The sequence below is a fragment of the Arthrobacter sp. ES3-54 genome, from assembly GCF_029504395.1.
Classification (GTDB): domain Bacteria; phylum Actinomycetota; class Actinomycetes; order Actinomycetales; family Micrococcaceae; genus Arthrobacter.
The window spans coordinates 220194-239319 of sequence record NZ_JAQFIF010000007.1; the positions used below are offsets into that span (position 1 = coordinate 220194).

The window sequence follows — 19126 nt, forward strand, 5'->3', positions numbered from 1 at the left end:
CTTGTAATGATCATCACAGTATGCCACCATGGCATTCAGACACCTTTTGCGAACCGCTCAGGAAGAGGCTTCCCTTGAAGATTGAAATGAAATCAGTACGTAAGCTGCGCGTGCATTGGCCCATAGCTTCGGAAACCTTCTCGCGGCTGGCCACGGGCGACGCCGAAGCATTCAAGAATGAAGCGGGCATTGCAGCCCTGCTCCAGGCTTTGTCGGAATCCCCGGACTTAGGGGATTTTGGCAACTACAGGCATGTCTTCGAATCCGGCTTGGGTTTCGAGGGGTTCACCTGCACTGATGGCGCTAACCCTACGTTGGGGCACGTGGGCCAGCGCACAATTTCGCCTACCTTGGTCCTCACGACGTATTTCGATGCGGCGCTAGATGACGTTGCCGTGGAACGCTTCCTGCAGCACATCGTGAATATCCATCCCTGGGAGGTACCGGTCATCGAACTGACAGGGCCAATCAGCGTCTCCAGCACTGCCCTTCCGGCAGTCTTTGAGAGCGAGGTCGCATCATGATTGAAACCGCTACGGCCCGGCTTTGGGACGGCCTGAGTCCGCTGCTGGCGGGCAGGTCCTTTACCGACCTGACGCACACCTTCCACCCTGGCCAGCCGCATTTCCCGGCATTCCCCGACGAAAATAGGGAGACTGTATTCGATCTGGGGAAAGGCGACGGTTTCACCGCTCACCGATATTCGATCATCGGCCAATGGGGAACACACGTCGATCCTCCCTCGCATTTCATCCGCGGGGGACGGACCTTGGACCAGATTCCTGTGGAGGACATGGTCCTTCCGCTGGCCATCCTCGACATCACCGCGCAGGTCATCGCAAATGCGGACGCCACTCCCACGGTGGAGGACGTTCAGGCATGGGAGCGCCGCAACGGCGCCATCGCACCGGGGTCCTTTGTGGCGCTGCGGACAGGGTGGAGCCACCGTTGGCCCGACACTGACGCCATGGCAAACATGGACGATGAGGGCGTCAGCCACACGCCAGGCTGGTCGCAGGAAGTCCTCTCCTTCCTGATTGAGGAGCGGTCCGTTACTGCCGTCGGCCATGAACAGACTGACACAGACCCAGGGCGCGCTACGTCCCGCCAGGATTTTACTTTGGAGACCTATGTCCTGGCGCAGAACCGGTGGCAGATCGAGCTGATGGCCAACCTGGACGGACTTCCAGAAGCGGGCGCGGCCCTCATTGCGAGCTGGCCTAAGCCCCTGCAAGGCAGCGGCTTTCCAGCCCGGGTCTTCGCCATCCACTAAGACACGTTAGTGCAGTGACTAGAATCGGATCCATGTCTAAGACAACCAGCATGGGCCGGGGAATCATGGCTGTCCTGGCGGTCGGCTCCCGCACCGCAGAAGGCCTGGCCGGCGGAACGGTCGCTGACATAGCGGCCGATCTGAGCAAGGACCGCAGCCAAGTTTCGCGCAGTCTCCGGACCGCCGAACAGGAAGGGTTTCTGGCACGCGGAGACCATCGGTCCTACACCCTGAACTGGTCGCTCCTGACAGACGCACAACTGTTGACAGAGCAACGGCTGCAGAGCGACGGCGCGACCGCCATAGAAGGCCTGGCCGGTGAAACTGACGAAGGATGCTTCCTTGGCGTTCTGAGCGGCGACAGCACGGTCACCATCGGTGAGCGTGTTCCGGCAAGTAGCAATATGGTCGGTTCTTGGCTGGGCCGGCCCTACCCCGCTTTCTGCAGTGATGCCGGTCAGGCCCTGCTCTGGGAAGCGTCGGATGCCGAGGTCCGGACAATTTTCTCGGGCGCTGCCTTCGTACGCCATGGGCCCAATACACCGCTTGACGTCGAGGACTTCCTGTCACGACTGCGCGGAGCGCGGGCACGGGGGTATTCCATTGTCGATGAGGAAGCCGAGCCAGGGCTGTACTCTCTGGCCGTTCCGATTCGCGACTTCAAGGGCGACGTGGTGGCAGCGTTGCAGGTCGTAGGCGCCAAAACACGCTTGGAGCCGCGGCGGGAGTTCTGCGCCACGGCTCTAGTGTCTTGGGGAAGGTGGCTTGAGTCATCGCTGGGCCGCACTTTGCCGCAGAACCGGCTCTAGCTGGCCAGGCCCTTCCGGCCCGCGTCTCCCCGGGCGCGCCCCTCGCAGGACCCCAACCGTTCGGCTGCTGCCGTGAGGGCCTTCGCAATGTCGTTCGTGCTGGATTTGATCTCGGCCCGGCTGCCCAAGACGCTCAGCGCGGCAAGAATGGATCCCTCAGCGCTGCGGACGGGAACGGCCAGTTCGTAGACTCCATGCTCGAATTCCTCCTCCGCGACAATGAAGCCCCGCGCCCTGTCCCGGTCCATCAGTTCGGCGACTTCTTGTGGCGAATGGGCGGCTCCCGGACCGCCTACGCCGATGAAGTTGACGTCCTGGAGGAGGGCTTGAACGGCAGGCTGCTGGTCGTCCCACAGCAGGGCCCGGCCTGACCCGGTACACCACACGGGCGTCACCATGCCGGGTTTGACGAAGCTGCCGGGAACCGCGTCATTGCTGGAGGCCCGCAGGAGAATGACGCGGAAGCCCTCGCGGACGGAAATTCTGGATCGAAGGCCGAAGGAAGCCACCAAAGCCTCAAGTTCGGATCTGGATTCCCGGACCCAGCCGGCATTCAATGCTGCGGCCAGGCTGAAAAAACGCGGCCCGGTTCGGAATGGGCCGCGTTCGACACGTTCCAGCAGTCCCAGCTCGCACAATTCCTGCGTCAGCCGGGAGACACGGCTTTGTTCCATGTCCAGCTCGGAAGCTAACTGGGAAACACCGAGAAGCCGCCTTCCCCACTTCTCCCGGTCTGCGACCAGCCGAACTATCCGCAGTCCTTGGGCCATGGACGACGCTTCCGAGGAAGAATCCATGCTCCATGCTCCTTCCGCCCGATAACTACGCCTATTCTCACATGTCTTCATTGGACCAGGACGCGGTTTCCTTGCGCCCACACAGTGTAGAGGTCCGCGAGTATTGCTGAATTCGCTGCTTCCAGTTCTGCGGGAGCGATTTCTGCGCTTCCTTGCCGCCCGAACAGTACGACTTCATCTCCAGGGCAGACTTCCGCCACGTCGGTGACGTCGACAACCATGGAATTCATCGAAACGACGTCGACAATGGCAGCGCGACGGCCGCGGACCAGCACACAGCCTTGGCCGGCCAGCGCCCGCCGGTAGCCGTCTCCGTAACCTGCTGTCACTGACGCCAGCCTTGAGTCCCGGTCCAAGGTGTGGGTTAGCCCGTAGCCGACCTTGGTACCTGCTGCATAGCTATTAATGGAAGCGATGCGGGCTTTGAAGGCCATGCACCGTTGGAAATGCGCTGCTGTCGGACCCGAATCGCCGTAGAGGACTGCCCCGGCACGGACCATGTCCAGCCAAGAGCCGTGTACGTGCAGGGCGGCGTATGAATTGGCGCAGTGGAGCAGCACTGCCTCCCGGGGAGTTCCGGTCAGTTGAAGCAGTGTCAACGCCTGGCTTTGGAAACGCAGAAGAGCCGTTTCGATATGGCCGTCGTCGTCCTTGGGAAAATGCGTCATGATCCCGGACAGTTGAAGCCCCGGGTGGCTCACGATTCCTACCGCGGATGCCCGGCCAAGCGAGGATGAGACGTCGAGGCTGTGTCTGCTGATCCCGGAAGAGTTGATATCGAGGTGGATGCGGACCACCTTCCCAGTCACGGCAGCAATCTTGTGTATCTCCCACGCGCTCTGCGGGTCGGCAACAAGTTCCTCGATGTCGTGACGCAGGCCGGCCCTGATCTCCTGCGGCGCCGCGGCACGGACACGCAGGATCCGGCCCTCAAAACCGCAGCGGCGTGCAATGGCTGCCTCCTCGTTGCTTCCTACTCCGATGAATGGAACGCCCAGACGAACAAGGGAAGGGAGTAAGAGGTCAGCTCCGTGTCCGTAGGCATGGGACTTGACCACTGCGCACAATAGCGCCCGGTCATCGATCATGGACAGGAGGTTCCGGACGTTTGATTCGAAAGCGGCGGCGTCAATCTCCAGCCAGCTGCCGGCGTCCTGGACCGAACTGCGCACGTGTTGCATCAGGCCTTGTGAGTTCATGGTTTATCCCTTGGACAGCCTCGTGGCCGGGGAAGAAAGACCCCGGCCACGAAGCTGAAAAGACGATGGTTGATGATGGCGTCAGGACAGCTGGTCTGCGCGCGCCTTGCGCCCGTATTTGAAGTAGAAGAAGGCGTAGCAGGCACCAACAAAGGAGATTCCGAAATAGAGGGCTGCCACCTGATTCGGGTCAAAGGCGATGCCGATGAGCGAAATGAGACAGAGCGAGAAAGCCAGGATTGGCACCAGCGGGAACAGCGGGGCCTTGTAGGGAAGGGCAGCGACATCGCCGCCGTTCCTGACGAAGGACCTCCGGTGGAAAAAGTGCGAGGCGGTGATGGACATCCAGACCCCGACGACGGCGAACCCTGCCACCGATACGAGAGCCAGGTATACCGTTTCGGGCGCAACGACGCTGCTGATGAGTGATGCCAAGCCACCAAGCATGCTGACTGAGAGCGCGATCATCGGGATACCGCGCCGGGTCAGCTTCTTCAGCGCCCGGGGGGCGTGACCCTCGTCGGCAAGGGAGTAAAGCATCCGTGCGCAGGAGAAGAGTCCGCTGTTTCCGGCGGAGAGCAGTGCAGTGATGATGACGAAGTTCATGATGTCGGCGGCAAAAGGAATGCCGATGGATGAGAAGACCGTCACGAACGGGCTTTCATCCAGTCCGACGTGCTCGTAGGGGATGGTCGCGGCGATGACAGCGATTGCCCCGACGAAGAAGACCAGCAGACGGACGACGGTGCTGCGCATCGCCTTGGGGATGCTCGTGGCGGGGTCAGCTGTTTCGCCCGCTGCCACGCCGATGAGTTCAGAGCCGGAGAAGGCGTAGAACACTGCAAGTGCTGTGACGAGGACGCCGGTGAAGCCGTTGGGGAAGAGACCGCCGGAGGTGTTGAAGTTCTCAAACATAAAGGGGTGGTTGGCCCCCTCGCTGAGCGGGTGGACGCCGAACAGCGCCGCGCCACCGAGAACGATGAGGACGACGATGGCGCCGACCTTGACGATGGCAAACCAGAACTCGGATTCGCCGAAGAACTTCGAGGAAACTGCGTTTAATCCGAACAGGACCGAGGCGAAGATGACGCACCAGATCCAGACGTCAACACCCGGGAACCAGCGCTGCATCAGGAGACCGGAGGCAGTGAACTCCGATCCGATGGCGACTGCCCAGCAGAGCCAGTAGAGCCACGCCGTGGTGAACCCGGTGGCCGGCCCGATCGACCTCGCCGCGTAGATATGGAAGGCGCCCGAGACAGGGTAAGCAATGGCAAGTTCGCCGAGGCAGGCCATCACCAGGTACACAACAAAGGCGCCGATGAGATAGGCGATGACCGCCCCGAGTGGCCCGGCCTGGGAAATGGTGTAGCCCGAGCTCAGGAAAAGCCCGGAGCCGATCACCCCGCCCATGGCGATCATGACCAGATGCCGTGCCCCCATGGACCGCCGGAGCCCGGAATCGGTCGACGGGGGAATCGTGGGCTGCGGTTTTAGCTGGACAGGTGATGAGGGTTCCATGGTTTCTCCCAGGTGAGTGGACAGGTCTGATGCGAAGAGTACGCACATCGCCCCCGCGTGTGGGGCGGGCCGCCTCGAGCTGTGCAATAGCGATAGTGACGAAAGTAACATGAAAACGGCCTCTTGGTCATTAAAAACATTTCAACATGCTTATGTTGCACCTAAGTTACCTCGAGGCGCTGCTGTCGAATCGGCAGGCAGATGGTCAGTTCGCCCTGTTTTTCGGTCACAATGGCATGCACTGACGGACATGAAATGCGGTGAGCATTGGAGGACCGATGTAACTGACTGAAGGAGCACCATGACCACCTATGACATTGCGCTGATCGGCTTCGGCGGCGTCAACAGGACGCTGGCCGAACTGGTCGCAACACGCGGTGACACACTTCGTTCCGAACTGGGCTTCGGCCTGCGTGTCGTAGCCATCACCGACCTGCGCCTCGGCTCGCTGGTCCAGCCCGAGGGGATCGACCTCGGCATCGCACTCAACTTGGACGGTGGAAACGAAACCTTCGCCGCCCACGGCGGGTCCGCGGACACCAATAACGAATCAGTTATCCGTAACTGCACCGCCGACATCATCTGCGAGGCCACGTTCACGAATCCCGACGACGGCGAGCCAGCAGTTTCGCACGTACGCTGGGCCCTCGAATCCGGCAAGAGCGTCTGCACGACGAACAAGGGCCCGGTTGCCCTCCGCGGCGCCGAGCTGACCTCCTTGGCCGAACAGAACGGTGTGCACTTCGAGTTCGAGGGTGCCGTCATGAGCGGCACTCCCGTCATCCGCCTGGCCAAGAAGATGTTCGCGGGGCTGAAGCTGAACGGCTTCGAAGGCATCCTCAACGGCACCAGCAACTATGTGCTCGGGCGGATGGAGGCCGGGCTGGACTTCGAAGCGGCCATCAGCGAGGCACAGGAACTCGGCTACGCCGAGGCAAACCCCGCAGCGGACATCGAGGGTTACGATGTTCAGCTCAAGGTCCTTATTCTCGCCAACGAGCTGCTCGACGCAGGCTTAGAACTCAAAGACGTTCAGCGGCAGGGGATTTCGACCGTGACGCCGGTAAATATTCAGAAGGCAGCCCGCGAGGGACGCCGCTGGAAGCTCGTCGGCGCAGCACGGCGGAACCTGGACGGGTCAGTGACAGCAGGCGTATCCCCCGTAGCGCTCCCCCTCGACCACGGGCTGGCAGGCGTTTCCGGCGCGACCAATGCCGTGTCCTTCGACACCGACCTTCTGGGCGCAGTAACCGTCTCAGGACCGGGAGCCGGCCGCGTCGAGACCGCCTACGCTCTGCTCTCTGACATTATCGCCATGCATGCGGCGCGGACGGGAGTAGCTGCCAATGTCTGAATCCACGCTGTGTGCGACGGAAACGGCGCTGCCGCAGTTCCGTGACGTAACGAGCCCCTACGACGGCAGGGTGGTCGGCGCGGTTTCGCTGACCGAAGCAACGGCCGGCTCGGCCGTGATCGAAACGGCCCGCGTCGGCGCCCGGAAGGCCCGGGCGCTGTCCCGCAACGCACGCGGGAAGATACTGGACGGCGCGGCAAGCCAGATCGAGCAGCGCAACGAGGAGTTCGCGCAAACAATTGTGTCCGAAGCCGGGAAAACGATCCGCCAGGCACGGAAGGAAGTGCTGCGCGCGGTCAACACGCTCCGCCTCTCCGCAGCCGAGGCGCGCCGAAACGCAGGCGAAGTCATACCCTTTGACTCGTACGAAGGCTCGGAGGACCGTACCGGCTGGTACTCGCGCGAACCACTGGGCATCATTGCCGCGATCACTCCTTTCAACGACCCCCTCAACCTGGTGGCACACAAGATCGGCCCGGCAATCGCCGGAGGAAACGCCGTGATCCTCAAACCCTCTGCACTGACTCCCCTGTCAGCCCAGCTGCTCACGGACGCCCTCGTGAGCTCCGGGCTCCCGCCGGAAGCCCTCACGATTGTTCATGGCGACCGGGAAGTGGCCGAAAAAATCATTAGGTCCCGGGACGTACGAATGGTGTCATTCACCGGGGGGTTCTCCACTGGGGAGAGTATCGCCCGCACCGCAGGCCTGAAGAAGCTTTCCATGGATCTCGGCGGAAACGCACCCGTGATCGTCCTGGACGATGCAGACATCGCGAACGCGGTGGAATCCTGCGTCTCCGGAGCGTTTTGGGCCGCCGGCCAGAACTGCGTGGGGGTGCAGCGGATCCTCATAGCCGCCCCGGTGTACGGCGCGTTCCGACAACGCTTCCTGGAGGCAACGGCGCGGTTGGTTGCCGGAGATCCATCGGATGAACGCACGGATGTCGGACCCATGATCAGCCCCACAGCATTGCAGGAGCTCCAGACCAAGCTGGACGGGGCCCTCGACGACGGCGCTGTCCTGCTCTCAGGCAATGTCACGGACGGCAATGTGCTTCAGCCGACCGTCCTGGAAGCCGTCCCGGCGGACAGCCGCCTGTGGAGGGAGGAGGTCTTCGGCCCTGTCGTCATGCTTCGTAAATTCAATACCTTCGAAGAGGCCATGGACGTCGCCAATGCCATCGAGTTCAGCCTTCATGCAGGTATATTCACCGACTCCCTGGCCAGGGCCATGGACGCAGCCCGCCAACTCGAAGCAGGCGGCGTCATGATCAATGATTCCTCTGACTACCGCTTCGACGGCATGCCGTTCGGCGGGGCAAAGTACGGGAGCATGGGCAGAGAGGGCGTCCATTTCGCGTATGAGGAGATGACCCAGCCCAAAGTCATCTGCATCAAGAACTGATCGAATTGGAGGGGCGCGCCCGTGCCCTGCGCCCCTCCAATTCCCTCGGAGCGGCACGCTGCTACGCACCACCCAAACTTCCACTCAGAGAACGGAAAACCATGACCACCCGCACCGAGACGGATTCGCTCGGGGACGTACGTGTACCGGCCACAGCCTACTGGGGAGCACACACCGCCCGGGCCTTGGAAAACTTCACCATCAGCGGGATACCCGTCTCCCGCCACCCGCATCTGGTGCGTTCCCTGGCCATGATCAAGAACGCTGCGGCGCAGGCCAACTGCGAACTGGGCATCCTCAACCCGCGGGAAGCCACGGCGATCCGCGACGCGTGCCAGGAAATCCAGGACGGACATCACCACGAACAGTTCTGTGTGGACGTCATTCAGGGCGGCGCCGGTACGAGCACGAACATGAATGCCAACGAGGTAATCGCGAACCTTGCGCTGGAAAAACTGGGCCACCGCCGCGGCGAATACCAGCACCTGCACCCCATTGATCACGTCAACCGCTGCCAATCCACCAATGACACCTATCCAACGGCGATCAAGCTGGCACTGATTTTCGCTACCGCGGAGCTTAACCGCGAGTTGGGCAAACTTGCCGAATCAGCCCGGGGCAAGGGCGCTGAATTCGCCGACGTCGTGAAGATGGGCAGAACCCAGCTTCAGGACGCCGTCCCGATGACCCTCGGGCAGGAGTTCAATGCCTTCGCCGCGACGCTGGAAGAAGACCGCTCCAGGCTTATGGAATCCACCGCGCTGATGCTCGAGTGCAGTCTGGGCGCCACCGCCATCGGGACCGGCATCACCGCCGAACCCGGGTATCAGCAACTCGTGCTTCGGGCACTGTCCGAGATCTCCGGCGTTCCGGTCTTTCCGGCCGCTGATCTCATCGAAGCGACATCCGACGTGGGCGTTTTCATGCACATGTCGGGCATGCTGAAACGCACGGCCATCAAGCTCTCCAAAATCAGCAGCGACCTCCGGCTGCTGTCCAGCGGGCCACAGAACGGCTTTGGCGAGATCATCCTGCCCCCGCGCCAGGCCGGGTCATCAATCATGCCGGGAAAGGTTAACCCTGTCATTCCGGAGGCCATGAATCAGATTGCCTTCGCTGTCGCCGGAGCTGACACCACAGTGACGATGGCTGCAGACAACGGGCAACTCCAGCTCAATGCCTTCGAACCAGTCATTGCCCATGTCCTTCTGCAGAGCATTTCATGGCTCGAACAAGGATCACGCGCGCTTCGTCGCTACTGCATGGAGGGCATTGAAGCGAACACCGGACGCCTCGCCCGCCAGACGGCAGTCTCGGTGGGTCTTGCAACGGCCCTCATACCGGCCATCGGGTATGCCGCCGCAGCAGCGGTGGCTAAGGAAGCCCTCAAGGACGGGTCAACCATTCTGGACATCGTCACGAGAAGGAACCTCTTGGACCGGGAAGCAGCTCAGTCACTGCTTGAATCCGCCGTGCTGCCTGTCAGAAGTGCGGACATGTCCGGGGTCTGATTACTTTTACTCGGTGGCGCGGGCACCTCCGGCGCCACGCCTGATGTAACTGGAAAGCGTCATGGCCGTCACCGTGTCCGTGACTCCGGGAATAGCCGCGATCTGCTCCCAGATCTCCTGAACCCTCTCCAGCGACCGGGCCTCGACCCTCACCAGCAGATCAAAATCACCGCTCACGACATCGCACAGAACCACTTCCGGAATCGACCGCAACACGGAGATGACGTCCGCGCCCCGCACCCGGTCCTTCCTGTAAACCATCAGGAAGGCGGACACCGGGCCCTGGCCCGGAGGGCCGGCAACAATCGTGTACCCCTGGATGTACCCCTGCCGCTCCATCCGTTCGATCCGCTGGCGCACCGCATTCCTCGACAGGAGGACTTTGGTCGCCAGCTCTGCATGGCTCATGCGAGCGTTCTTCGTGAGCTCCGCAAGAATCCTTTGATCTATCTGATCAAGACTCACCCGATCCATGCCTGCCTTTCACAGCAATAATCCTCCGGACCCAACCGGAACGGAACCAACTTCAAGACCGAAAGCCCTTGAAAAATGACACTTCTGCACCAGGCCCTGCCCTCTGTCACTGGCATTAGCTGCATCTTGTTCGACATGGACGGAACGCTTTTGGATTCAGCACCCGGAGTTACAGCAAGTGCTGCCCAGGCCTTGGCAGCGGTAGGCGCGCCCGTGCCGGCGATGGACAAACTGCGCCGATTCGTCGGCCCGCCGATGATCGAGTCCTTCAGAACAGTCTCACGACTGGACGAAAAAACCGCCCAAAAGGCCCTCCAACACTACCGCAAGGCATACGCCGATCATGGCGCTGAACAGTCCAGCCCATACGACGGGATTATGGACCTGATCAAACACCTACACTTGGCCGGGATTCCAATGGCTGTAGCCACTTCCAAGGTGGAAGACCAGGCGATAAGGCTCGCACGCAGGTTTGGAATGGAAAGCTACTTCATCACCGTCTGCGGGGCGTCGGACTCCGAGGGGAGAGCGAGCAAGGCGGAGGTCATCGCAGAGTTGCTGCTCCGGCTCCGGTCCGAAGGCGTGGACATCTCCAGTCCCGCAATGGTCGGGGACCGGAGCTACGATGTTGCGGGGGCAGCCGAACACGGGATCCCCACGATATTCGCACTCTGGGGGTACGGGGAGGCCGAAGAAGGGTCGCATGCGGCCGCGGTTGTCCCCTCCCCCGCGGCCCTGCTGCCGCTGATTCTGAACAACAGCCCTCGGTCAGTCGTCCAGCATGACAGTCCCCGTGCGATGAGTCCACGAATTTGACCAGCAGGCATTCACAACCCCCTCTTTGTTAGAGACTGCGGTTGGCCCCAGATCTAATCCATTGCCTGATGTCTGCCGTTGAAGCCGGTCCCCCGCCGCGATGGCAGGTCCGACTAACCCGCGCGCCAGGCAGGGATCACGCATCTGATGGAAATGTCACCACGCCGTCCGTGTCACAGTCCGCCACCCGGCTGCTTTGGTGACAGATCGCGCTAAAGTGTCCGTATGCCCAGGATTTCGGCCGCGAGCAACGCCGCCCAACGTGCCGAGACCCAGCGCCGCATCCTGACCGCATTCGGGGAGCTCCTGTTCACCCACGGGCTGCCCGGCCTGACCATGACGGACGTCGCGCGCCACGCCCAGATCGGCCGGACCGCCGTCTATAACTATTACGCGGACATCGAAGAGCTCCTGATCGCGTACGCCCTGGATGAGACGGAGCGGTTCCTGCTCGATCTGCGCGAATCGCTCGATGCGCTGGAGAACCCGGTGGAGCGGCTGGCCCTCTACGTCCGGGCCCAGGTGGAGGACCTGAGCCGGCGCCACCTGCCGCCGGGGCCGGCCATGGCGGCGGTGCTCTCGCCGTCGTCGTTCGCCAAGCTCGCGGACCACGTGGGCGAGCTCAGCGTGCTCTTGCGGGGCATCCTGCGCGACGGCATGGCCCAGGGCTACCTGCCCGAGTCGGACATCGCCCAGCTCGCCCAGCTCATCCACGGCACGCTCTCCTCGAGCGCGGCCCGGGGCGACGGGGCGGGCCAGGACGCCGAGGCCGAGGCGCGGCTGGCCCGGACGGTGCGGTTCATCCAGCTGGGCGCCGGGGCCAGGTTCGACGACGCCGGCCGGCCGGTCCGCGCCACCAGCTGAGCTGCGCCACCCGCACCGCGCCACCAGTTAAGCTGCGGCGCCCTGCGTGCCCTAGCCCGCAGCCGTCGGCGAGACCGCCGGGGTGGCCGTCGGCTGGATGGGCAGCGTGGAGTCGTCCACGATGCGCCGGTCCTCGCGAGGGCAGCTGAGCCGGCCCGGCGTCTGGTCCACGAGTTCCGGCTTGGCCAGGGCCTTGAAGTCGCCGGTAATGATGACGTCCACGCTCGGGTCCGTGCGGCCGTCCTGGACATAGTCCGAGCCGGGCACGTGGCGCTGGACGCTGAAGGCGGCCGACTGGCCGGCGGCACCGGAGACGATCAGCGCCACGCCGCGGTAGCTCGACGTCGTGTTCCCCACCGCACCCACGAGGAACTTCCGGGCGGCGAGCTGATTGGCCACGGTCCGGGCCAGGCCCGGCCGGCTCGTGGAGTTGTAGATGTTGACGTGGACCTTACTCGGCGGCGTGTAGTCGTAGGTGGCCGCCGGGCACACCGACACTGCCGCCTTGCTCCGCTCCGCCGTCGCGGGAAGCTTGATCTGGCCGTTCATGATGGCGAGGGCCACCACGATCGCCGCCGCGATCAGGCCGACCAGCATCACCAGGACCACGGCGTGCAGGATCCTGCGCCGCAGCCGGACGGGGTTGCCTGCCGTATCTTCCTGCTCCACGAACGTGGCCCGCAGTTCGGAGCCACTGATGACGCGGTGCCCGTGCAGAACTCTGAGGTCTCGCGGCTTCCTAGCCATTTATCACGAGGACCCGCGCGTGGATTGCGGTGCGCTGGTGCAATGCGGTGCGGACTGCCCGGTGCAGGCCGTCTTCAAGGTAAAGGACGCCGCGGTATTCCACGACGTGCGGGAAGAGGTCTCCGAAAAACGTCGAGTCCTCGGCCAGCAGGGCCTCAAGGTCCAAGGTGCGCTTAGTGGTCACCAGCTCATCAAGCCGGACCGGACGCGGCGGCAGGGCCGCCCAGTCCTTGGGCGTGGTGTAACCATGGTCGGGGTACGGGCGTCCCTCGCCCACAGCTTTGAATATCACCATGCCAGCCTAGGGAACTTGGACGCCCGAAGGAATCAAAGTCCACGGGCGGCGTGAGGTTGTGGCCAAACAGTAACCATCTGTCACATGACGCACTGCCGCCTGTCACATCCAGCGCGGGGCCGTCGATCTTCTGCACAGTTCACGCAAACGTTCCGCCCGGCTGACAGAATGGCCGTATGACTTCACCCGAGACTGCCCCTAGTCCGTCGCCGTCGGCCCCCGTGCTGGCGCTGCTGCTCGACGTCGACGGCCCGGTCGCGAGCCCGGTCACCCGCGTTGTGCAGCCCGGCATCATCGCGGACCTGGTGGCCCTGGCCGCCGCCGGCGTGCCGGTCATCTTCAACACGGGACGGTCCGACGCCTTCATCCGCGAGCAGGTCATGGAACCGATGATCGCTGCCGGCATGCCTGCCGGCACCCTCATCCACGCCATCTGCGAGAAGGGCGCCGTCTGGTTCAGCTACACCGCGGAAGGCCCCGGCCCGGTCCACGTGGACCGGGAGCTCGCCATCCCGGAGGCCTTCGGCGACGACGTCCGCCGGCTGGTCGCCGAGGACTACTCCGCCCACATGTTCTACGACGAAACCAAGCGGGCCATGGTCTCCGTGGAGCAGCACATTGCCGTCGCCAGCTCTGACTACCTGGCCGAGCAGCAACTCTTCGACGCCGACGCCATGGGCCTCATGGCCCAGCACGGGCTCGGCGTGGTGCGGCTGGACCACCACGTCCCCGACTCGGATGACCAGATCGACTTCCGCGTCGATCCGACTATCATCTCCACCGACATCGAATCGGTCCGGCTCGGCAAGGACCTGGGCGCGAGCCGGGCCGTGGAGTTCCTGGCCGCCCAGGGCATCACGCCGCAGGCCTGGCGCACGGTGGGCGATTCCCGCACGGACTACGCCATGGCCGACTGGCTGCACCACAATGATCACGCCGTGAAGCATGTGGACGTCCGGCCCGCGGACGGCATCCCGGTCAAACCCTACGAGGTTCTCACGGCTGCCGATCTGGGGCTGGGCGAGGACGTCATCCACGACGACGCCGGCGCCGCCTTCCTGCACCATTGGCTGGCCGCGGTCACCGGCTGAGGCCCGTTCCGCCGTCTCGGTCTGCCGTCACACATGCCAGGTGCCGGCCGATTTCCCGCGGCAATTTTGAGGCCCGCGTTATCATGCAAGTAGACACCAACGCACTCAAAGAAGCGGGAGATCAGACATTACCGAAGCAGCGATCCAAGACGAGATTTACTATGGCAGCCAGGCATCCGCGGACGCCCACGCCGAGATCACGTCGGCGGCCGCCGTCGCCAGATTCCGGACCCGCTCCGATGTTGTCCGCCGCCGCGGCCGCTATGCGCTGATCAACGAGAACCGCACGCCGTACCAGGCCATGGTCGAGGACCTGATGTTCCTGCGTTCCGTCCTGGCCGACGCCGGCCTCAACTATCTGCTGGTCCGCGGCAACAACCACCGCCCGGTCATCGCGGTCGACTGGAAAGACCGCAAGGAACTCCGCGACGCCCTCGTGGAGGCGTGCCGCGACGAGCCGTTCTATTCCATGAGCGTGGACGCCAAGAAGAAATCCTCCGTGCTGGTGGCCGACGGCGAGCTGTCGCCGAACCGCCAGTCCCGGATCTTCCGGCTGTACCGGCCCAGGGTGGAGCCGGAGGGCGGCTTTGAATTCGGCGCCTCCGCCGGCGTCCAGCTGGAGCTGTGGAGCTTCGAGGGCGACCAGCTGATCCTGCCGATCGAGAATTCCCTGACGCGCCGCACCATGCTGGCCCAGGACGCGGTGCGCGGCACCGTGGAACGCTACGGCCATACGTGGCCCACCATCGAGAACATGTTCGCGGACCATGCCAGCGACATCAGCTTCGACGTCGACCTGGTGTTCTCATGGGTTGACGGCAGCTCCCCCGAGTACATCGCGGCCCGCCGTGCCCGCATGGCCGGCGTGGTGGTGGGCGAGGGAGATGACCACGAGGCCCGCTTCCGCCAGATCGATGAGCTCAAGTACGCCCTGCGCTCGGTCTACATGTTTGCGCCGTGGATCCGCCGGATCTTCATCGCTACGGACTCCCCCACGCCGTCATGGCTGGCGGACCACCCCAGCGTGACGATCGTCCGCAGCGAAGAGTTTTTCGCCGACACGTCGGTTCTGCCCACGCACAATTCGCAGGCCGTGGAGTGCCAGCTGCACCACATCGAGGGACTTTCCGAGCACTTCCTGTACTCGAACGACGACATGTTCTTCGGCCGCGCCGTGGGGCCGGACATGTTCTTCACCCCCGGCGGCATCACGAAGTTCATCGAGGCCGAGACCCGGATTGGGCTGGGCGACAACGACGCCGAACGCAGCGGCTTTGAGAACGCCGCCCGGGTGAACCGCAAGCTGCTCTGGAACCGCTTCGGCCGCATCACCACCCGGCATCTGGAGCACACGGCGGCCCCGCTGCGGCGCAGTGTGGTGGAGCAGATGGAACAGGAGTTCCCGGCCGAGTTTGCCAAGACCGCCGCGAGCACGTTCCGGGCCGCGGACAACATCTCCGTGACCAATTCGTTCTACCACTACTACGCGCTGCTCACGGGCCGGGCCGTGACCCAGACGGCTGCCAGGGTGAGATATGTGGACACGACGGCGCGGGCGGGCCTGAACTACCTGCCCAAGCTCCTGGCCAAGCGGAACATGGACTTCTTCTGCCTCAACGACGGCAGCTTCCCGGAGGTCCCGGCGGAAGAGCGGGCCGAGCTGGTCACGGATTTCCTGGAGAAGTACTACCCCATCAAGGCGCCCTGGGAGAAGTAACGAACCGTGACCAAAGCTGGCGCCGCGCCGGTCGGGGCGTAAAGACGCCAGCTGGCGAGTGAGTCAGTTCAGGGTGGTGAACTTGGGGTGCGCCGCCGTCCGGGCGGGGGCCTCGAGTTTGGCCTTCTCCGGGATCGAAATCCCGGCGGCGGCGAGCCGGCGCTGGGCTTCCGCAGGAGAGACAAGCTCGCCGACGGCCGGCGTGTCGCCGAGCAGCGCCACCGAGTGAACGATCGTGTGTTCGTAGACGTGGACCAGGTTGAACGCCTGCCCGCCGTCGCGGCCGCGGGTGCCACCCACGGGAACGTTCAGATCCTGGGTGTAGCAGGTGGCTGAGGCCACGGACACGGGGATGCCGGCGAATGTCGCGGTGGTCGAGTAGTGCAGGTGGCCGCCCAGGATGGCGCGGACGTCGGAGTTGCGCAGGACACCGGCCAGCGCCGACTGGCCCCGGAGCTCCACGAGCACGGCAAGATCCAGGACGGACGGCACCGGCGGGTGGTGCAGGGCAAGGATGGTCCCGTCCGGGGCCGGAGTGGCCAGTTCAGCAGCGAGCCAATCCAGCTGGTCGTGGCTTAATTCGCCATGGTGGAAGCCGGGCACGGAGGTGTCCAGGGTGATGATGCGCAACCCGTTGACGAAGTAACTGTGGTCCACCGGCGCGTCGTTGTCGGACTGGTCCAGGAGCCCGGCCCGGAAATTGGCCCGGTCGTCGTGGTTGCCCATCGCCCAGATGACCTTCGCCCCCAGAGCCTTGCATGCCGGATCCACGATTGCGCGGAGCTTGGCGTAGGCTTCCGGTTCCCCGAGATCAGCAAGGTCCCCCGTGAAGATCACCGCTTCGGGGCGGGCCCCCGAGGCATGGACCTCCACGAACAGCTGCCGGAGCAGGGCTTCGCTGTCCACGACGCCGTGCAGGGGTTGCGGACCCCCCAGCAAGTGGGGGTCGCTCAGGTGAAGTAGGAAATGACGTGGCCGGGGGTGCTCGGCCTCGATGCGCTCCATTGCTACCTTCTTGGTTGGGTGGAAGCGGTGCCTCCAGTGTCCCTCTCAGTAAGAACTATCCAACCAGACATTGGGCAAACAATGTAAAAACTGGGACAGGCATATTGGAAAATCATGCGTTAACAGGTGGCATACCCTCATATGCTCCCGCAGGCATATGCGGGGCACGGCCGCCCGGCGGCACTGCCGAAACCCCAGCTCAGCGGGGCGGGGCGGGCAGTGCCGCCGGGTTCGGGTTTTGGGCTAGCTCAGGTAGCCGTTCGGGTTGAGTACGAACTTCGTCGCCGCGCCGGCGTCGAATTCCGCGTACCCCTTCGGCGCGTCCTCCAGGGTAATGGCCTTCGCGTTGACGTTCTTGGCGATGTGTACCTTGTCGTGCAGGATTGCCATCATCAGCTGCCGGTTGTATTTCATGACCGGACACTGTCCCGTGGTGAAGCTCAGCGACTTTGCCCAGCCCGTTCCGAGGCTGAGCGACAGTGAGCCTTTCCGTGCTGCCTCGTCGATGCCGCCCGGATCGCCGGTGACGTAGAGCCCGGGGATGCCGAGGGCGCCGCCGGCGGCCGTCACTTCCATCAGGGAGTTCAGGACAGTTGCCGGGGCTTCCTGGGCTCCGGTACCGTGGCCCCTGGCCTCGAAGCCCACCGCATCAACCCCGCAATCGACGTCCGGGACGCCGAGGAGCTGCTCGATTTGCTCCCCGGGGCCGCCCTTGGTCAAGTCGACGGTCTCGCAGCCAAAGCTGCGCGCCTGGGCCAAACGGTCCGCGTTCAGGTCCCCCACAATCACGACGGCGGCACCCAGCAGTTGCGCGCTGGTCGCAGCGGCCAGGCCTACGGGCCCTGCCCCGGCGATGTACACGGTGGATCCCGGGCCGACGCCTGCTGTGACCGCGCCATGGAAACCGGTCGGGAAGATGTCCGAGAGCATGGCCAGGTCCATGATTTTTTCAAGGGCCCGGTCCTTGTCCGGGAACTTCAACAGGTTCCAATCGGCGTACGGCACCAGAACGTAGTTGGCCTGGCCGCCGACCCAGCCGCCCATGTCCACATAGCCGTAGGCGCTGCCCGGCCGGTCGGGGTTAACGTTCAGGCAAATGCCCGTCTTGCGTTCCTTGCAGTTCCGGCAGCGCCCGCAGGCGATGTTGAACGGGACGGAGCAGATGTCCCCCACTTTGATGAATTCAACGTCCGGGCCCACTTCCACCACTTCGCCGGTGATCTCGTGCCCAAGCACCAGATCAGGGGGGGCCGTGGTGCGCCCCCGGACCATGTGCTGGTCCGAGCCGCAGATGTTCGTGGCAACGGTCTTGATGATGACGCCGTGGCGCACCTGCCGGCCGACGTTGGCGGGGTTGACCCCCGGGCCGTCCTTGAGTTCAAAGGTGGGGTAGTCAATGTCTATCAGCTCGACTTTTCCCGGCCCCTTGTAGGCAACGGCTTTGTTCCCTGTCATCTCGTTCCTCCTGCGTTCACGGACCCGCACGGGCCCTGCTGTGATTGACGAAGTTGTTTGATGCGCCCTCCGCACGGACACCTCGGCCGCACTGCCGAACGGCGGCTGTCAGGGGTGACGGCGCCGTGGATGTGCCCGGAATGTTGGAGGGTGCCGCCAGTCTAGGGGGTAAGCATGCTGAGGGATAGAGGCCGCGGATGCGTATCTCCGGGCGGGCTGTTTTAGTCCAGGGCGGACTGAACAGCTTCGATGAGCTCCGGTGAGTCCGGCTCCACGGTGGGCGCAAAGCGGGCGATGACCTCGCCGTCGCGGTTCACGAGGAACTTCTCGAAGTTCCACTTCACCAGGCCGGGCAGGAGTCCGTTCTTGAACTTGGTGAGCTCGGCATAGAGCGGGTGCTGGTTCTTCCCGCGGACGTTGGTCTTGACTGTCAGCGGGAAGGTCACGCCGAAATTGCGCTGGCAGAACTCGGCGATCTCGGCGTCGCCGCCGGGCTCCTGTCCGGCGAACTGGTTGCAGGGGACGCCGAGGACCTGGAAGCCTTGGCCGCGGAACTTGTTGTGCAGTGCCTCGAGTCCTGCGTATTGGGGCGTGAAACCGCACTCGGACGCCACGTTGACCACCAGAACCACCTCTCCCCTGAACCGGCCAAAATCGGTCTCGGTCCCGTCGATGAGGGTCAGGGGAATGGAGTGCAGGGCAGAGTCATATGGTCGCAGCAACGCTCTGATTGATGGAGCGTTAGATGGCCAGAGTGTTTTCCCTCGATGCGCGCACTGAGTTCTTCGATTTG

The 19126-nt window shown here is 63.6% G+C and carries 19 protein-coding genes; 10 read left to right on the forward strand and 9 right to left on the reverse strand.

Annotation, left to right across the window (positions count from 1 at the left end):
• The first annotated feature begins 74 nt into the window (after positions 1-74).
• The 3 genes from M2428_RS14530 to M2428_RS14540 are packed head-to-tail and all read left to right on the forward strand — an operon-like array spanning position 75 to position 2082.
• A complete protein-coding gene (locus M2428_RS14530) occupies positions 75-524 on the forward strand; it encodes a hypothetical protein (protein ID WP_277526656.1) in 450 nt (149 codons plus the stop codon).
• Entirely contained in the window at positions 521-1273 is a 753-nt protein-coding gene (locus M2428_RS14535) for a cyclase family protein (RefSeq protein ID WP_277526657.1), read from the forward strand. The genes M2428_RS14530 and M2428_RS14535 overlap by 4 nt, the downstream gene beginning before the upstream one ends.
• A gap of 32 nt (positions 1274-1305) precedes the next feature.
• Entirely contained in the window at positions 1306-2082 is a 777-nt protein-coding gene (locus tag M2428_RS14540) for an IclR family transcriptional regulator (protein WP_277526658.1), read from the forward strand.
• Here the strand turns inward: M2428_RS14540 and M2428_RS14545 are convergent.
• From M2428_RS14545 to M2428_RS14555, 3 genes are all read right to left on the reverse strand, one after another.
• On the reverse strand, positions 2079-2879 hold the full coding sequence (locus M2428_RS14545; RefSeq protein WP_277526659.1) for an IclR family transcriptional regulator C-terminal domain-containing protein: 801 nt from the start codon (positions 2877-2879) through the stop codon (positions 2079-2081). The genes M2428_RS14540 and M2428_RS14545 overlap by 4 nt on opposite strands.
• A gap of 47 nt (positions 2880-2926) precedes the next feature.
• On the reverse strand, positions 2927-4078 hold the full coding sequence (gene alr, locus M2428_RS14550; RefSeq protein ID WP_277526660.1) for an alanine racemase: 1152 nt from the start codon (positions 4076-4078) through the stop codon (positions 2927-2929).
• Positions 4079-4159: 81 nt separating this feature from the next.
• Positions 4160-5599, reverse strand: a complete 1440-nt coding sequence (locus M2428_RS14555; protein ID WP_277526661.1) for an amino acid permease — start codon at positions 5597-5599, stop codon at positions 4160-4162.
• Positions 5600-5900: 301 nt separating this feature from the next.
• On the opposite strand from M2428_RS14555, the gene M2428_RS14560 reads away from it, so the two are divergent.
• From M2428_RS14560 to M2428_RS14570, 3 genes are all read left to right on the forward strand, one after another.
• Positions 5901-6953: a homoserine dehydrogenase gene (locus M2428_RS14560; protein ID WP_277526662.1), complete on the forward strand. Its 1053-nt coding sequence runs from the start codon at positions 5901-5903 to the stop codon at positions 6951-6953.
• On the forward strand, positions 6946-8358 hold the full coding sequence (locus M2428_RS14565) for an aldehyde dehydrogenase family protein (protein WP_277526663.1): 1413 nt from the start codon (positions 6946-6948) through the stop codon (positions 8356-8358). Before M2428_RS14560 ends, M2428_RS14565 begins: the two co-directional genes overlap by 8 nt.
• Positions 8359-8459: 101 nt before the next feature.
• Entirely contained in the window at positions 8460-9869 is a 1410-nt protein-coding gene (locus M2428_RS14570; protein ID WP_277526664.1) for an aspartate ammonia-lyase, read from the forward strand.
• A 6-nt stretch (positions 9870-9875) separates the two neighbouring features.
• Here the strand turns inward: M2428_RS14570 and M2428_RS14575 are convergent, their stop codons facing one another.
• On the reverse strand, positions 9876-10343 hold the full coding sequence (locus M2428_RS14575; protein WP_018772573.1) for an Lrp/AsnC family transcriptional regulator: 468 nt from the start codon (positions 10341-10343) through the stop codon (positions 9876-9878).
• 75 nt (positions 10344-10418) lie between these two features.
• Between M2428_RS14575 and M2428_RS14580 the strand changes: the two genes are divergently transcribed.
• A complete protein-coding gene (locus M2428_RS14580; RefSeq protein ID WP_277526666.1) occupies positions 10419-11159 on the forward strand; it encodes an HAD hydrolase-like protein in 741 nt (246 codons plus the stop codon).
• 225 nt (positions 11160-11384) lie between these two features.
• Positions 11385-12023 (forward strand): TetR/AcrR family transcriptional regulator, encoded by a 639-nt coding sequence (locus tag M2428_RS14585; RefSeq protein ID WP_277526667.1) that lies wholly within the window; start codon positions 11385-11387, stop codon positions 12021-12023.
• A 51-nt stretch (positions 12024-12074) separates the two neighbouring features.
• On the opposite strand, the gene M2428_RS14590 is transcribed toward M2428_RS14585, so the two are convergent.
• Positions 12075-12770 (reverse strand): LytR C-terminal domain-containing protein, encoded by a 696-nt coding sequence (locus M2428_RS14590; protein WP_277526668.1) that lies wholly within the window; start codon positions 12768-12770, stop codon positions 12075-12077.
• A complete protein-coding gene (locus M2428_RS14595) occupies positions 12763-13062 on the reverse strand; it encodes a hypothetical protein (protein WP_026266597.1) in 300 nt (99 codons plus the stop codon). The genes M2428_RS14590 and M2428_RS14595 overlap by 8 nt, the downstream gene beginning before the upstream one ends.
• Before the next feature lie 179 nt (positions 13063-13241).
• Between M2428_RS14595 and M2428_RS14600 the strand changes: the two genes are divergently transcribed.
• Both M2428_RS14600 and M2428_RS14605 read left to right on the forward strand, forming a co-directional pair.
• Positions 13242-14156, forward strand: a complete 915-nt coding sequence (locus tag M2428_RS14600) for a hypothetical protein (RefSeq protein WP_277526669.1) — start codon at positions 13242-13244, stop codon at positions 14154-14156.
• 142 nt (positions 14157-14298) lie between these two features.
• A complete protein-coding gene (locus tag M2428_RS14605; protein ID WP_277526682.1) occupies positions 14299-15873 on the forward strand; it encodes a stealth family protein in 1575 nt (524 codons plus the stop codon).
• Positions 15874-15936: 63 nt separating this feature from the next.
• On the opposite strand, the gene M2428_RS14610 is transcribed toward M2428_RS14605, so the two are convergent.
• The 3 genes from M2428_RS14610 to M2428_RS14620 form a co-directional block, all read right to left on the reverse strand.
• Positions 15937-16878 (reverse strand): phosphodiesterase, encoded by a 942-nt coding sequence (locus M2428_RS14610; RefSeq protein WP_277526670.1) that lies wholly within the window; start codon positions 16876-16878, stop codon positions 15937-15939.
• A gap of 243 nt (positions 16879-17121) precedes the next feature.
• Entirely contained in the window at positions 17122-18333 is a 1212-nt protein-coding gene (gene fdhA / locus M2428_RS14615; RefSeq protein ID WP_277526671.1) for a formaldehyde dehydrogenase, glutathione-independent, read from the reverse strand.
• 221 nt (positions 18334-18554) lie between these two features.
• Positions 18555-19055, reverse strand: coding sequence for a glutathione peroxidase (locus tag M2428_RS14620; RefSeq protein WP_277526672.1), 501 nt, complete (start codon positions 19053-19055; stop codon positions 18555-18557).
• Between the last annotated feature and the right edge of the window lie 71 nt (positions 19056-19126).

Bases quoted from the DNA above. Each gene is read 5' to 3' on its own strand.
- M2428_RS14555 (WP_277526661.1), bottom strand. From the start codon at position 5,599: ATGGAACCCTCATCACCTGTCCAGCTAAAACCGCAGCCCACGATTCCC.
- M2428_RS14590 (WP_277526668.1), bottom strand. From the start codon at position 12,770: ATGGCTAGGAAGCCGCGAGACCTCAGAGTTCTGCACGGGCACCGCGTC.
- M2428_RS14565 (WP_277526663.1), top strand. From the start codon at position 6,946: ATGTCTGAATCCACGCTGTGTGCGACGGAAACGGCGCTGCCGCAGTTC.
- M2428_RS14575 (WP_018772573.1), bottom strand. From the start codon at position 10,343: ATGGATCGGGTGAGTCTTGATCAGATAGATCAAAGGATTCTTGCGGAG.
- M2428_RS14545 (WP_277526659.1), bottom strand. From the start codon at position 2,879: ATGGATTCTTCCTCGGAAGCGTCGTCCATGGCCCAAGGACTGCGGATA.
- M2428_RS14585 (WP_277526667.1), top strand. From the start codon at position 11,385: ATGCCCAGGATTTCGGCCGCGAGCAACGCCGCCCAACGTGCCGAGACC.
- alr (WP_277526660.1), bottom strand. From the start codon at position 4,078: ATGAACTCACAAGGCCTGATGCAACACGTGCGCAGTTCGGTCCAGGAC.
- fdhA (WP_277526671.1), bottom strand. From the start codon at position 18,333: ATGACAGGGAACAAAGCCGTTGCCTACAAGGGGCCGGGAAAAGTCGAG.
- M2428_RS14580 (WP_277526666.1), top strand. From the start codon at position 10,419: ATGACACTTCTGCACCAGGCCCTGCCCTCTGTCACTGGCATTAGCTGC.
- M2428_RS14570 (WP_277526664.1), top strand. From the start codon at position 8,460: ATGACCACCCGCACCGAGACGGATTCGCTCGGGGACGTACGTGTACCG.
- M2428_RS14600 (WP_277526669.1), top strand. From the start codon at position 13,242: ATGACTTCACCCGAGACTGCCCCTAGTCCGTCGCCGTCGGCCCCCGTG.
- M2428_RS14560 (WP_277526662.1), top strand. From the start codon at position 5,901: ATGACCACCTATGACATTGCGCTGATCGGCTTCGGCGGCGTCAACAGG.
- M2428_RS14610 (WP_277526670.1), bottom strand. From the start codon at position 16,878: ATGGAGCGCATCGAGGCCGAGCACCCCCGGCCACGTCATTTCCTACTT.
- M2428_RS14535 (WP_277526657.1), top strand. From the start codon at position 521: ATGATTGAAACCGCTACGGCCCGGCTTTGGGACGGCCTGAGTCCGCTG.
- M2428_RS14540 (WP_277526658.1), top strand. From the start codon at position 1,306: ATGTCTAAGACAACCAGCATGGGCCGGGGAATCATGGCTGTCCTGGCG.